The sequence below is a fragment of the Pseudomonas sp. Emmai genome (assembly GCF_055179735.1).
The window spans coordinates 3532188-3546594 of the sequence record NZ_CM143685.1; the positions used below are offsets into that span (position 1 = coordinate 3532188).

The following is a 14407-nucleotide window of genomic DNA, read 5'->3' on the forward strand; positions in this document are numbered from 1 at the left end:
GAATGCTGATGAATACGATCGAACAACACATCAATAGCGCCGGCCAGCCCTTATGGGCTGGCCTGGCGCCGGACCAGGTCCTGCCGCTGACGGCGGCGCAATACGCGGCCAACCTGATCAAGCAACGCTGGGGTGACGAAGCCCTGAACGCGGTGCTGGTGGACCTCAACTACGATTTTTCAGGCTATCCGGCGCAAGGTTCTGTGCATCAGGGCCGGGTGCGCCTGTCGCAAAGCCTGGTCCAGGCCTTGTTGAACAATTACCAGACAGTGGGGGCCGGGCGTTTCGGTGAAACCGCGTTCGGCCTGTACACGCCGCCAACCGTGGGGCCGCAGGTGCGCATTGTCGAGATCGACGCGTCGATCAACCCCGACGGCAGCTATGACGATTACGAAGGGATCTACCGCATCACCGAACCGCAGGTCTATGGGCCCGACACCCAACTGGCGCTGCAACCGGCGGCGTTCAAACAGTGGGTCTGGACCCTGGCATTCAAGGCCCAATATGCCGCGTACGTGGCCAATGCCTGGCCAGATGACCAGACCCTGTTGGCGGCCGCACCTTATCCATTGCGGACCTCGGTGAAACTGGCGTTCATCATGGCGGCGTGGCTGCAATATCAGGAACGCAGCCTGAGCCGCGAGGGTCTCGGCCTGGCGTTACGCGTTGCCGGACTCGATCCCGGACAGACCTGGGGCCAACTGACGCTCGCGCAGGTGCAAGCGCAAACGCCGATGCCGTCATCGGTGGAGGCCGGGCGCCTGTCGATCTACCGGTACAGCGCCAGCGATATAGGTTGTTTCCGCGACAAGAACAGTGGCCGACGGCTGCTCTACATTCCGGGGAATGCCTCGCCATTCCATGAATTCGCCGATCACCGGACGCTGTGCCAATGGGTGATCGAGATCGGCCGCGATGCCAAGCGCAAAACGGCGTTCGTGGCCCATTTTGCCGAGGACGATCAACAGGACGGCACCTTCCATGCCGGCGTGCGCACAGCGCTGGCCGGCATGGTCACCTGGCCCCGGCAATATCGCTTGAAGAAAGGCCACGGCTTTTTCAACAACGATGGATTTTGGCCTCCTGAGGACTATATCGGCGTTGATGTGCGACCCACCACCGAGGACCCGTTTGCCCAGTGGGTGAAGGTCATGAAGGCCGCTGCCCAGGCCAGCGTCGACACCATCCGCGACGACGCCCAGGTCAATCGCGACAACCTGAGCGCGGTGGTCGAGCCCGTGGTGCAGTGGATCGAACGCTTCGCCCCCTTGGCTTTGTTTGTTCCGGGAGGCGAGGGCTTGCTGGCGCTGGCGGGCCTGATCGATGCCGGTTATGGCCTCGACGAGGCGGTGCACGGCAAGACCACGGACGAGCGCTGGGCGGGTGTCGGGCGCACGGTGTTCGGGTTGCTCAACGCTTTACCGGTGATCAAGGCCGGCGCGGTGCTCAAGGACGAGGAGCGGCTGCTGACAGTTGAGCACGTCGCCAACCCGGTCGAAGCCCACGTCAGCGCTGTGCCGGCCCGTCTGCGGGCGTTTATTCCCGAAGCCTCGGCCTTCAGCAATGAGGTGCTGCAACAGATTGGTCGGGTCTGCGGGCTGGATCCGGATGCGCTGGGGCTGTTGCAGGCGGGGCAGCCACCTTCGCCGATCCTGGTGGATACCCTGAATCGTTTTCGCATCGATCAGGACCTGCAACAGGCCCTCGAACGCTTGCCCGGCGGGTCGGTCGAGGCCGAGCAAGCTCGGAACGCCCGTGTCGGGCAGTTCAGTGAGCGTTATGCCGCGCTGCAACAGTTCGCAGATGAATGGGTGCGCCTGTTCCAGTCGCAATACCCCGGTTTGCCCAAGTGTGCGATCGAGCAGATGCTGGAGCGCGCCGGCATCGATATCCGCGCACCGCACACCCTGGCCGAGGCCAAGCGGGTGCTGGGCGAATTGAGTGGCAAGGCCCGGCAGTACGAATTTCATGTCCGCGTGGCCCGCGCCTATGAAGGCCTGTACCTGGCGTCGGTGGAAAACCCCGACAGCGATGTGCTGGCCCTGCATTCCCTGGAACGGTTGGCGGGTTGGCCGATCGGGATTCGGCTTGAGGTCTGTGAAGAGTCCGCGGTGGGGCGAGTGCTGGACAGCATCGGCCCGCAGGGCGCGCCATATTCCCGTCAATTGATCAGGCAGGGCACGCGCTACCAGGGCCTGGCGGCGGGACAGTCGGTGGATTTTCACCAGGCATTGCTCAATGCCTTGTCCCAGGAACAGCGTGCTGCGTTGGGACTGCGCGCCGATCAGGCATTGCAGGATCTACGCACGCGCATCCGTGCTGAGCTGCGCCCGCGCGCCGAGCTGGAACTGGGTTTGCAGCGCATGGACTCGGGCCTGACCTTCGACAGTCATGGCCTGCGCGGCGGCGGATTTCCGTCCACGGCCCAGGGCGAAGCCTTTTCCAGAACCATCACCAAGCTGCAAATCCGCGAAATCTACCCCAGCCTGAGTGACGAAGAACTGGGCACGCTGTTGGACCAATGGGGCGAGCACGCCCAGACGCAACTGGCCCGGCTCAATCAGCAATTGCGGCAATTGCGGGTCGACCTGGCGGCGTGGATCGGCCAGGTCGACGTTGATGTGGAAAACATGGACGTCGATCTGCTGGATCCCGAAGAGCCTGAGGCCGAAGGCATGGACGAAGAGCAGATCGACGCGGAAAACGATGCGCGGATCGCCGATGCCATCCAGTTCGAGCGCCGCAGCCGCCTGGAGTTGGCCACCGAGCTGGAGGGGTTGTGGCGGGGGCAGGGCGAGGCGGCCAGTCGGGTCTACCACAACGGTGAGTTTGTCGGGTTTCGCCTGGAAATGGACTTCGAGCATTTCCACAGCCTGCCCGCCTTGAACGTCACGCTGCCGGAGGTGGTGGAGCTGAGCATGACCAGCTTCTCGTTGACCGAATCGGCGAGCCTGTCGCCGTTTCTGCGCGCCTTTCCACGCTTGCGCGTGTTGGACCTGGGCGGCACCGACCTGCACCAGCCCGGCCCGGGGATGCAGTGGGTGGGCCATTGGCCTGAGGCCATCGGGGAATTGACCGAGCTGACGCACCTGGACCTCAGTCAAACCGGCCTGGTGTTGACCGAGGCAACCGCCGGGGCGCTGAGCGGGTTGTCGCGCCTGGTGGCCCTCGACATGCGCGTCAATCCATTGGGCAGGCCGCCGGTGGTGGTGCACTTGACCGCGCTGCGTCGTCTGAACTTGCGGGCCACGGGGATCCGCGTGTGCCCGGTGGGCGTCCTGGACCGCCCCTATCTGGAGCTTCTGGACTTGCGCGAGAACCAGATTGCGCGAATACCTCCCGCCGTGCGCCAGCAGTCGGTGGCGGGGAGCAGGCTCTTGCTGGCAGGCAACCCGATCACCGATGAAGACAGCCTGCGCTGGATCGTTCAGCACCGGCAACAGACCGGGATCAATGTGTGGATGGCCGCGCCAAACGCCGATTTCGCCCAGCCTGACGCGTGGCTGACGGGGTTTTCAGCCCAACAGCAGGCGAGGGCGATCCAGCATTGGCAACACCTGGCGACCCTGCCCGGCAGTGAACGGTTGTTTGGCACGCTGGACATGATCCGACGCAGTGCAGACTTCCGGGTGAATTACCCGTCGCTGCAACAGCGCATCTGGCATCTGCTCGATGCCCTCGATACGTCACCGCCGCTGCGTCAGCATGTCCTGCAAGATGTGCAGTGGACCGCCACCGATGGCGACAATCCATTCGCCAGTTTCGAGCATCTGGAAGCTCGGGTCGCTGCCTTCAACACGCCGTTGCCCGAACGTTAACGCAGGCGAAAAAAAACCTTGAGCCACGGTCATGGCTCAAGGTTTTCAGTGACGGCGACTTAGCGGCGCCGGAACAGCGGCAACGGCTCGTCAGTCGCGGCCTGGTACGTCACCGAGAAGTCCTTGAGGCCTTCAAGGGCTTCGTACGGGTCTTTATCGGCGCGAATGGCAAACGCGTCGAAACCGCAGCGGTGCAGGTAGAACAACTGGTCGCGCAGCACATCGCCAATCGCCCGCAGTTCGCCTTTGAAACCGTAACGGTCACGCAGCAGACGGGCGTTGGAGTAGTTACGACCATCGGTGAAGGCCGGGAAGTTCAGGGCAATGACCTGGAAGTTGTCCACGTCGTCACCGATTTCCTCGGCTTCTTCATCGGCGTCCAGCCACACACCCAGGCCGCCATCGCGGGCCTTGAGCATGCGCCCGTGTTCGCGCCACAGCGCCAGCGGCACGATCAGGTCGTCGCAGTTGCTGATCTCGTCGATGTTGAAATCCTTGGGCAGCAAGTGCCAGGTTTCGTCGACGACTTCGTTGTTCTTAATGATTCGCTGCATAGACGCGCTCCTTGAAGAGGTCGATGCCAATGCGCTGATAGGTGTCGATGAAGCGCTCATCTTCGTGACGTTGTTCGATGTACACGTTGATCAGCTTCTCGATCACATCAGGCATGGCTTCCTGGGCGAAGGACGGGCCGAGGATCTTGCCCAGGCTCGCATCGCGGCTGGCGCTGCCACCCAGTGAGACCTGGTAGAACTCTTCGCCTTTCTTGTCCACCCCGAGGATGCCGATGTGGCCGACGTGGTGGTGACCACAGGCGTTCATGCAACCGGAGATGTTCAGGTCCAGTTCGCCGATGTCGAACAGGTAGTCCAGGTTGTCGAAACGACGCTGGATCGATTCGGCAATCGGGATCGACTTGGCGTTGGCCAGGGAGCAGAAATCACCGCCTGGGCAGCAGATGATGTCGGTCAGCAAGCCGATGTTCGGCGTGGCGAAACCTTGCTCGCGCAACTCGCCCCACATCGCGAACAGTTGCGACTGTTCAACGTCGGCCAGAATGATGTTCTGCTCGTGGGAGGTGCGCAGTTGACCGAAGCTGTAACGCTCAGCCAGATCGGCCACAGCGTCGAGCTGCTTGTCGGTGATGTCGCCCGGCGCAACGCCGGTTGGCTTCAGGGACAGGGTGACGGCCACGTAGCCCGGCTTCTTGTGGGCCAGGGTGTTGCGGGTGCGCCAGCGGGCGAAACCCGGGTGTTCCTTGTCGAGCGCGGCCAGTTCGGCGGTCTGGTTCTCCAGCACCTTGTAGTCCGGATCGACGAAGTGCTTGGCCACGCGATGCACTTCGGCTTCGGTCAGCGTGGTCTGGCCACCGCGAAGGTGCTCCATTTCCGCGTCGACTTTTTGTGCGAAGACTTCAGGGGTCAGCGCTTTGACGAGGATCTTGATCCGCGCCTTGTACTTGTTATCGCGACGGCCGTAGCGGTTGTAGACCCGCAGGATGGCGTCGAGGTAGCTCAACAGGTCTTGCCATGGCAGGAACTCATTGATGAACGCGCCGACCACCGGGGTACGACCGAGGCCGCCACCGACCAGCACGCGGAAACCCAGTTCGCCCGCAGCGTTGTGCACCGGCTCCAGGCCAATGTCATGCACTTCGATGGCCGCACGGTCAAAGGTCGAACCGTTGATGGCGATCTTGAACTTGCGCGGCAGGTAGGCGAATTCCGGGTGGAACGTCGTCCACTGACGGACGATTTCGCACCACGGACGCGGGTCGATCAACTCGTCGGCCGCGACACCGGCGAACTGGTCGGTGGTGACGTTGCGCAGGCAGTTGCCGCTGGTCTGGATCGCGTGCATCTGCACGGTGGCCAGCTCAGCGAGGATGTCCGGGATGTCTTCCAGCGCCGGCCAGTTGAACTGCACGTTCTGCCGGGTACTGATGTGGGCGTAGCCCTTGTCGAAGTCGCGGGCAATCTTGGCCATCATTCGCGTCTGGCGCGAAGTCAGTTGGCCGTAAGGCACCGCCACCCGCAACATCGGGGCGAAACGCTGGATATAAAGGCCATTTTGCAGGCGCAGGGGGCGGAATTCTTCTTCGCTCAGCTCGCCTGCCAGATAGCGTCGGGTCTGATCACGGAACTGCTTGACGCGGTCCTCGATGATCCGCTGATCGTACTCGTCGTATACGTACATATAAGTCCTGTTCTCAGGCTTGGGCCGGTCGGTTCCAGTTGCGTTTTTCGCTTGCTGAAGTTTCCGATACTGCCTCGGCAATTCTGCGCGCACGGCCGCGCACTCCCTACGGAGCCGGGGCAAGATACCAGTTTGCAGTTATGCGCAAAAGTGATGTTTGAGTATATGTAAAGAACCAAAACGACTAACGAGAACCGTTATTACTAAACCCGTATTTGTGGTGTGGGCAATCGTCGTCTTTACTGTGGTCGAGTCTTTATGCAATCACCGATAAAACCGACAAGAGGCGATGCAATGAGCAACCCGACCAAAGCAAGGAAAACCGACAGTACCGTCGATGCGTGGGCGATTTTGTTCCTGATCATCCTGGTTGTAGGAACAGCAGTGTTCTGGGTCAGTCACCAATAGCGGCACCGTCCGGGCCCGGTTGCGACGGATTGTCAGACAAAACCGGAATAATCCCCCGTTTTGCGGGCGTTCGCTGGCTATAATGCGCGGCGAATTTCCGGGGCTCGGACCATTAATGTTGAAGTTTCTGTTTGCTGTATTGCTGACGCTTGGCTCGGTCCTCGGATCCAGTGCCCAGGCGGCCTCGGTGCTGTTTCTCAATCCTGGCAGCACGACGGAAGCGTTCTGGATCAGCTATTCGCAATTCATGCAGGCGGCGGCCAAGGATCTGGGCATGGACTTGCAGATTCTCTATTCCCAACGCATGCCCGAACTGACGATTGCCCAGGCCCGCACCGCGTTGCAAGGGCCTGATCGGCCGGACTACCTGGTCTTCGCCAACGAACAATACGTTGCCCCGCAAATCCTGCGCCTGGCCCAAGGCAGCGGGGTGAAGCTGTTCATGGTCAATGCGTCCCTGACCGACAATCAACTGAGCCTGCTGGGCAATCGCCCGGACCGCGTGGGCAGCCTGGTGCCCAACGACGAGGAGGGCGGCTATCTGATGCTTAAGGCGCTGATTCGCCAGCATCCGCCCGTGCAACCGGGGCAATCCATCGAGCTGCTGGCGTTTTCCGGGCTGAAGATCACCCCGTCGGCGCAACTGCGGGAAAAAGGCATGCTGCGCGCCCTGGCCGAACACCCGGAAGTACGCTTGCGCCAACTGGTCTACAGCGGCTGGACCCGTGAACGCGCGTATGAGCAGGCACGACTGCTGTTCCGGCGCTACCCGAACGTGACGCTGGTGTGGTCGGCCAATGATGAGATGGCGTTCGGCGCCATGCAGGCCTTTGCGGAGACGGGCGGCACGCCGGGCCAGGATGGATGGTTCAGCGCCTTCAATACCTCACCGCAGGCATTGAAAGCCATTGTTGATGGACGCTTGAGCGTGTTGCTCGGCGGGCATTTCACCCTGGGCGGTTGGGCGATGGTGGAGTTGCACGATATCGATCAGGGCGTGGAGCTGGACCAGTACGGTGGCCGTGACCGGCAGATTCCGTTGTTGCAACTGATCGACAAGGCCCAGGCCAAGCGTTTGCTGGCCATGGGCGATGCGCCGGATTTCGGGGTGAGCTTCCGGCAGTTATCGGCCAAGGGGCGGCCGACCTCCTATCGCTATCCGTTCAGTCTGCAAACGTTGATGCGCTGACGCGGCGTTAAACCCCCGCCAGCAGCAACACCAGTTTCACGATGCCAAACAGCGACAGCGCAAACACCGCCGTGAACAAAATCCCCAGAATCACGAAATGACTCGGCTTGCCGTGGCTGAAGTCCCGGGCACGGTTCTTCCCGCTCTGCACCCCGAATGCGGCGGCCACGACGCTGTGCAGCATCTGCCATAAGGTTGGCGGCTTGTTGTCGACTGGATCGTCCATAAATCCCTCGTCATGTTTGTGTGTCAGGCAAGCATAGACGTTTGACGCGAATCCCGTAGGAGCGAGGCTTGCCCGCGAAGGCGGTGCGTCAGTCAACATCTTCTCTGACTGACACACCGCCTTCGCGGGCAAGCCTCGCTCCTACAGGGGATCTATGATCGTTCCCACGCTCTGCGTGGGAATGCAGCCCGGGACGCTCCGCGTCCCAAAAGCGGACGCGGAGCGTCCATTGAGGCATTCCCACGCGGAGCATGGGAACGATCATGTGAGGCTTAGTTGTCGTAACCCAGGTTCGGCGCCAACCAACGCTCGGTCACGCTCAATTCCTGGCCTTTGCGCGACGTATAGCTCTGCACCTGATCCTTGTCGATCTTGCCCACGGCGAAGTACTGCGCCTGCGGATGCGCGAAGTACCAGCCGCTGACCGCTGCCGCCGGGAACATCGCGTAGTGTTCGGTGAGGAACACGCCGCTGCGCCCGGCGTGCATTTCACTGGCTTCAGGATCCAGCAGGGCGAACAGCGTGCCTTTCTCGGTGTGATCCGGGCAGGCCGGGTAGCCGGGGGCAGGGCGGATGCCGGTGTATTGCTCTTTGATCAGCGCGTCGTTGTCCAGGGTCTCGTCCTTGGCATAACCCCAGTGTTCTTTACGCACTTGCTGGTGCAACCACTCGGCACAGGCCTCGGCCAGACGGTCGGCCAGGGCCTTGACCATGATCGAGTTGTAATCGTCGCCCGCGTCCTGATACGCCTTGGCCACTTCTTCGGCGCCGATCCCGGCGGTGGTGATGAAGCCACCCACGTAGTCGGTGATTTCGCTGTCCTTCGGCGCGACGAAGTCGGCCAGGGAGAAGTTCGGCTTGCCGTCGGTCTTGATGATCTGTTGGCGCAAGTGATGCAGCTTGGCAATCGGCTTGCCGTCATCGCCGTAAACCTCGATGTCATCCTCACGCACCTGGTTGGCCGGCCAGAAACCGAACACCGCACGGGCGCTGATCAGCTTCTCGTCGATCAGCTTGGCGAGCATTTCCTTGGCATCGGCGTACAGCGAGGTGGCGGCTTCACCGACCACTTCGTCTTCGAGGATGCGCGGGAATTTGCCGGCCAGGTCCCAGGAGATAAAAAACGGCGTCCAGTCGATGTACTCGGCCAGCACCTTCAAATCGATGTTATCCAGCACGCGGGAGCCGGTGAACGTCGGCTTGACCGGCTCATACGTGCTCCAGTCAAACTGCGGCTTCTTGGCGATGGACGCCGGGTAGCTCAGGCGTTCGGTGCGCGCACTGCGGTTGGCGGTGCGCTCGCGGACTTCGATGTATTCCAGGCGGGTCTTCTCAATGAAGGCCGGCTTCAATTCCTTGGACAGCAACTGCGTCGCCACGCCCACGGCGCGGGAGGCGTCGGTGACGTAGATCACCGCGTCATTGCTGTACTTGGGCTCGATCTTCACCGCCGTGTGCGCTTTGGAGGTGGTGGCGCCACCGATCATCAGCGGCAGGTGGAAGTCCTGGCGCTGCATCTCGCGGGCGACGTGGACCATTTCATCCAGCGACGGCGTGATCAGACCGGACAGGCCGATGATGTCGCACTTCTGCTCCTTGGCCACCTGCAGGATCTTCTCCGCCGGCACCATCACGCCGAGGTCGACGATGTCGTAGCCGTTACAGCCCAGCACCACGCCGACGATGTTTTTGCCGATGTCGTGCACGTCACCTTTTACGGTGGCCATGAGGATCTTGCCCTTGGCTTCCGGCTTGTCGCCTTTTTCCAGTTCGATGAACGGGATCAAGTGGGCCACGGCCTGCTTCATCACCCGGGCGGATTTCACCACTTGTGGCAGGAACATTTTGCCGGCGCCGAACAGGTCACCGACGATGTTCATGCCCGACATCAGCGGGCCTTCGATCACTTCGATCGGGCGACTGAACGACTGCCGGGACTCTTCGGTGTCTTCAACAATGTGCGTGGTAATGCCCTTGACCAGTGCATGTTCCAGACGCTTGTTGACCGGCCAGCCGCGCCACTCTTCGGTCTCGGCTTCCTTGACGCTGCCGTCGCCCTTGTACTTGTCGGCGAGGGCGAGCAGGGCGTCGGTGCCTTCCGGCGTGCGGTTGAGCACCACGTCTTCCACGGCGTCACGCAGCTCGGCCGGGATCTGGTCGTAGATCTCCAGCTGACCGGCGTTGACGATGCCCATGGTCAGGCCGTTGCGGATCGCATACAGCAGGAACACCGAGTGGATCGCCTCACGCACCGGGTTGTTGCCGCGGAACGAGAACGACACGTTGGACACACCGCCGGAGGTCAGCGCATACGGCAGCTCATCGCGGATGTAGGCGCAGGCATTGATGAAATCGACGGCGTAGTTGTTGTGTTCTTCGATGCCGGTGGCGATGGCGAAGATGTTCGGGTCGAAGATGATGTCTTCCGGCGGGAAGCCGACTTCGTTGACCAGAATGTCGTAGGAGCGTTTGCAGATTTCTTTCTTGCGCTTTTCGGTGTCGGCCTGGCCGGCTTCGTCGAACGCCATCACCACGACTGCGGCGCCGTAGCGCTTGCACAGTTTGGCGTGATGAATGAACTGCTCGACGCCTTCTTTCATGCTGATCGAGTTGACGATGCCCTTGCCCTGGATGCATTTCAGGCCGGCTTCGATCACTTCCCACTTCGAGGAGTCGATCATGATCGGCACGCGGGAGATGTCCGGCTCACCGGCAATCAGATTGAGGAAGGTCACCATGGCCTTCTTCGAATCGAGCATCCCTTCGTCCATGTTGATGTCGATCACCTGGGCGCCGGCTTCGACCTGTTGCAGGGCGACTTCCAGGGCTTCGGTGTAGTTGTCTTCACGGATCAGGCGGGCGAATTTGGCCGAGCCGGTGATGTTGGTGCGCTCGCCGACGTTGATGAACAACGAGTTGCGATCGATGGTGAACGGCTCCAGGCCCGACAGGCGGCAGGCCTTCGGAATTTCCGGAATCACCCGCGGTGCGTAACCGGCCACGGCTTTGGCGATGGCTTCGATGTGGCCCGGCGTGGTGCCGCAGCAACCGCCGACGATGTTGAGGAAGCCGCTTTGAGCGAATTCCTCGATGACCTTGGCGGTTTGCGCCGGCAGTTCGTCGTACTCGCCGAATTCGTTCGGCAGGCCGGCGTTCGGGTGCGCCGAGACGTGGGTGTCGGCCTTGTTCGACAGCTCTTCCAGGTACGGACGCAACTCGCTGGCGCCGAGGGCGCAGTTCAGGCCCACCGAAATCGGCTTGGCGTGGGCCACGGAGTTCCAGAACGCTTCAGTGGTCTGACCCGACAGGGTGCGGCCGGAGGCGTCGGTGATGGTGCCGGAAATCATGATCGGCAGTTCGATGCCGAGCTCTTCGAAAACCCCCTGCACAGCGAAGATCGCGGCTTTGGCGTTAAGGGTGTCGAAAATGGTTTCGATCAGGATCAGGTCGGCCCCACCTTCGATCAGGCCTTTGGTGGCCTCGGTGTAGTTTTCCACCAGTTCATCGAAGGTCACGTTGCGGTAGCCGGGGTTGTTCACGTCCGGCGACAGCGAGCAGGTGCGGCTGGTCGGCCCGATCACGCCCGCGACGAAACGCGGCTTCTCCGGGGTTTCCAGGGTCTTGGCGTCGGCGACCTTGCGGGCCAGGCGCGCGCCTTCTACGTTTAACTCATACGCCAGGCCTTGCATGCCGTAGTCGGCGAGGGACACCTGGGTGGCGTTGAAGGTGTTGGTTTCGAGGATGTCGGCGCCGGCATCCAGGTAGGCTTTCTCAATCGAGCCGATCACGTCCGGGCGCGTCAACACCAACAGGTCGTTGTTGCCTTTCACATCGCTCGGCCAGTCGGCGAAGCGTTTGCCACGGTAATCCTGCTCTTCGAGCTTGTAGCTCTGGATCATCGTGCCCATGCCACCGTCGAGAATCAGGATGCGCTCTTTGAGGGCGTGCTTGAGAGCTTGAAGGCGAACACTGCGATCGGACATTTGGACTACTCGGAAAGACCATGACGAAGGGCCGGGATAATAGCAAACCTGTGCGCTTTTAGAGCATGCCAAGGTTTTGCATGAATATCGCTCATGTTGGTGGCGGTGGTAGCCCGGTAGAATCGCGGCGTTTTTTCATGATCGGGACCAGGGATATGTCGTATCGCGTCGTTGTCAGCATTTTGTTGCTGCTATCAAGCTGGGGCGCCGCTGCGCAAAGTCCCGAAATCTCTTACACCCGTGACATCCAACCGATCTTCACCGAAAAGTGCGTGGCCTGCCACGCCTGCTACGACTCCGCCTGTCAGCTCAACCTGGGCAGTGGCGAAGGGGCGGCCCGTGGCGCGACCAAGATTCCGGTCTACGACGGCGAACGCAGCGTGGCCGCCGCGCCGACCCGGCTGTTTTATGACGCGTTTGGCAAACTGGCGTGGCAGCACAAGGACTTCTATTCAGTGCTCGACGCCCAAGGCAGCCAGGCGGCGTTGATGGCGCGGATGCTGGAACTGGGCCACAAAACTCCGCTGACCCCCAACGCCAAGTTGCCGGAAGACATCGTGCTGGGCCTGAACCGGGAAAACATGTGCGCCATGCCGGCGGAGTTCGACGGTTATGCCGGCGCGCACCCGAAGGAAGGCATGCCGCTGGCGGTGACCGGCCTGACCGATCAGCAATACCAGACATTGCAGCGCTGGCTCGCTTCCGGGGCGCCGATTGATGAACAAGGCCTGGTGCCGTCCGCGCAGGAAGCCTTGCAGGTGGTGCAATGGGAGAACCTGCTAAACGCGCCCGGCTCTCGTGGCAGTCTGGTGGGGCGCTGGTTGTTCGAACATTGGTTCCTGGCGCACATCTATTTCAAGGATGGCGAGCCGGGGCATTTCTTCCAGTGGGTGCGTTCGCGCACGCCGACCGGCCAGCCGATCGACCTGATCAACACCCGCCGCCCGAACGACGATCCGGGCACCCAGGTTTATTACCGCTTGTGGCCAGTGCAAGGGGTGATCGTGCAGAAGACTCACATCACCTATCCGCTCAGCGCCGCGAAGCTGTCGCGGGTCAAAAGCCTGTTCTTCAGTGGCAACTGGCAGGTCAACGCCTTGCCGGGTTATGGCCCGGAGCGGCGGGCCAATCCGTTCACCACGTTCGAGGCGATCCCGGCTCAGGCGCGCTATCAATTCATGCTGGATAACGCCGAATACTTCGTGCGCACCTTTATTCGTGGCCCGGTGTGCCGGGGTCAGATCGCCACCGACGTGATCCGCGACCACTTCTGGGCGCTGTTCCAGGCCCCGGAGCATGACCTCTATATCATCGACCCGAACTACCGCGGCCAGGCCACGCCGTTGCTGGCGATGCCGGGGCAGAACGACGATGTCGGCAGCGTCCTGAGCCTGTGGCGCGACTACCGCGACAAGCGCAACGAATACGAAGCCCTGCGCCGGGACAGCTACGCCGATGCGCCGGCGCCGAGCTGGTCGACGTTGTGGGCGGGCAATGACAACGCGCTGCTGACGATCTTCCGCCACTTCGACAGCGCCTCGGTGAACAAGGGCCTGATCGGTGACGTGCCGCAAACTATCTGGCTGTTCGACTTCCCGCTGCTGGAACGCACCTATTACCAGTTGGCGGTCAACTTCGATGTGTTCGGCAACGTCTCCCACCAGGCCCAGACACGCCTGTATTTCGACCTGATCCGCAACGGTGCCGAGCAAAATTTCCTGCGCCTGATGCCCGCCGATTCCCGGGGCGACTACCTCGACGATTGGTACCAGAGCGGCGGCAAATTCAAGATGTGGCTGGATTACGAGGCCATCGACAACGACAAGCCCACCGCGCTGAAACTCGACGAAAAAGACCCGAAACGCGACTTTGCGATGCAGTTGCTGGGCCGTTACGGCGAACTCAATGCCAAGCCCGATCCGATCAACCGTTGCGACGGTGCCTATTGCTCGCGGCCGAACATCGACCCGGCGTTGCAGAACGCCGAACAGGCCCTGAGTCGCCTGACGTCGCGGCCGGCGGCGGGGTTGAAGGTGATTGATCAGTTGCCGGAAGCGACCATGTTGCGCATCGAATCGGCTAGCGGTAAACGCGAGATCTACAGCCTGCTGCGCAACCGTGCCCACAGCAACGTGGCGTTCCTGCTCGGCGAGTCCCTGCGTTATCAGCCAGGGCTCGACACATTGACCATTTACCCGGGCGTGCTCAGCAGCTACCCGAACTTCATGTTCAACATCCCGGCGGATCAGGTGCCGGCGTTTGTGGATGCGATGGAGAACGCCAAGGATGCCCATCGCTTCGAGAAGATTGTCGAGCGCTGGGGGATTCGGCGCAGTCATCCGCAGTTCTGGTTCTACTTCCATGATCTGAGCCAGTACGTTCACGAAACCGACCCGGTGGAAGAGGGCGTGCTGGACATGAACCGGTACGAGAATCTTTGATCGACCTTTGAACAGCGTCCGGTGTCCCACCTGTAATGCCGCCAATCCCCTGTAGGAGCAAAGCTTGCTCGCGAAGAGGCCGTCACATTCAACATTGATGTCGACTGACACGCCGCTTTCGCAAGCAAGCTTCGCTCCTAGAAGGA

The 14407-nt window shown here is 61.4% G+C and carries 7 protein-coding genes; 3 read left to right on the forward strand and 4 right to left on the reverse strand.

Going from position 1 to position 14407, the window contains the following annotated elements:
- The first annotated feature begins 8 nt into the window (after positions 1-8).
- Positions 9-3818 (forward strand): dermonecrotic toxin domain-containing protein, encoded by a 3810-nt coding sequence (locus tag ACY4LX_RS16205; RefSeq protein ID WP_463260543.1) that lies wholly within the window; start codon positions 9-11, stop codon positions 3816-3818.
- A gap of 59 nt (positions 3819-3877) precedes the next feature.
- Here ACY4LX_RS16205 and ACY4LX_RS16210 read toward each other — a convergent pair whose 3' ends face one another.
- Both ACY4LX_RS16210 and ACY4LX_RS16215 read right to left on the reverse strand, forming a co-directional pair.
- Positions 3878-4372: a DUF934 domain-containing protein gene (locus ACY4LX_RS16210; protein WP_149658171.1), complete on the reverse strand. Its 495-nt coding sequence runs from the start codon at positions 4370-4372 to the stop codon at positions 3878-3880.
- Positions 4356-6014 (reverse strand): nitrite/sulfite reductase, encoded by a 1659-nt coding sequence (locus ACY4LX_RS16215; RefSeq protein WP_463260544.1) that lies wholly within the window; start codon positions 6012-6014, stop codon positions 4356-4358. Before ACY4LX_RS16215 ends, ACY4LX_RS16210 begins: the two co-directional genes overlap by 17 nt.
- A gap of 523 nt (positions 6015-6537) precedes the next feature.
- On the opposite strand from ACY4LX_RS16215, the gene ACY4LX_RS16220 reads away from it, so the two are divergent.
- The gene (locus tag ACY4LX_RS16220; protein WP_463260545.1) at positions 6538-7611 is read left to right on the forward strand and encodes an ABC transporter substrate-binding protein; all 1074 of its coding nucleotides are present in this window, start codon (positions 6538-6540) and stop codon (positions 7609-7611) included.
- A 7-nt stretch (positions 7612-7618) separates the two neighbouring features.
- Here ACY4LX_RS16220 and ACY4LX_RS16225 read toward each other — a convergent pair whose 3' ends face one another.
- On the reverse strand, positions 7619-7837 hold the full coding sequence (locus ACY4LX_RS16225; RefSeq protein ID WP_149658168.1) for a DUF2970 domain-containing protein: 219 nt from the start codon (positions 7835-7837) through the stop codon (positions 7619-7621).
- A gap of 272 nt (positions 7838-8109) precedes the next feature.
- Positions 8110-11820 (reverse strand): methionine synthase, encoded by a 3711-nt coding sequence (gene metH, locus ACY4LX_RS16230; RefSeq protein ID WP_463260546.1) that lies wholly within the window; start codon positions 11818-11820, stop codon positions 8110-8112.
- Between the two features lie 155 nt (positions 11821-11975).
- Between metH and ACY4LX_RS16235 the strand changes: the two genes are divergently transcribed.
- The gene (locus ACY4LX_RS16235) at positions 11976-14261 is read left to right on the forward strand and encodes a fatty acid cis/trans isomerase (protein ID WP_463260547.1); all 2286 of its coding nucleotides are present in this window, start codon (positions 11976-11978) and stop codon (positions 14259-14261) included.
- The last annotated feature ends 146 nt before the right edge of the window (positions 14262-14407 follow it).

Excerpts from the sequence above, each read along its gene's own strand:
- ACY4LX_RS16220 (WP_463260545.1), top strand. The coding sequence starts at position 6,538 with ATGTTGAAGTTTCTGTTTGCTGTATTGCTGACGCTTGGCTCGGTCCTC.
- ACY4LX_RS16205 (WP_463260543.1), top strand. The coding sequence starts at position 9 with ATGAATACGATCGAACAACACATCAATAGCGCCGGCCAGCCCTTATGG.
- ACY4LX_RS16210 (WP_149658171.1), bottom strand. The coding sequence starts at position 4,372 with ATGCAGCGAATCATTAAGAACAACGAAGTCGTCGACGAAACCTGGCAC.
- ACY4LX_RS16235 (WP_463260547.1), top strand. The coding sequence starts at position 11,976 with ATGTCGTATCGCGTCGTTGTCAGCATTTTGTTGCTGCTATCAAGCTGG.
- ACY4LX_RS16225 (WP_149658168.1), bottom strand. The coding sequence starts at position 7,837 with ATGGACGATCCAGTCGACAACAAGCCGCCAACCTTATGGCAGATGCTG.
- ACY4LX_RS16215 (WP_463260544.1), bottom strand. The coding sequence starts at position 6,014 with ATGTACGTATACGACGAGTACGATCAGCGGATCATCGAGGACCGCGTC.
- metH (WP_463260546.1), bottom strand. The coding sequence starts at position 11,820 with ATGTCCGATCGCAGTGTTCGCCTTCAAGCTCTCAAGCACGCCCTCAAA.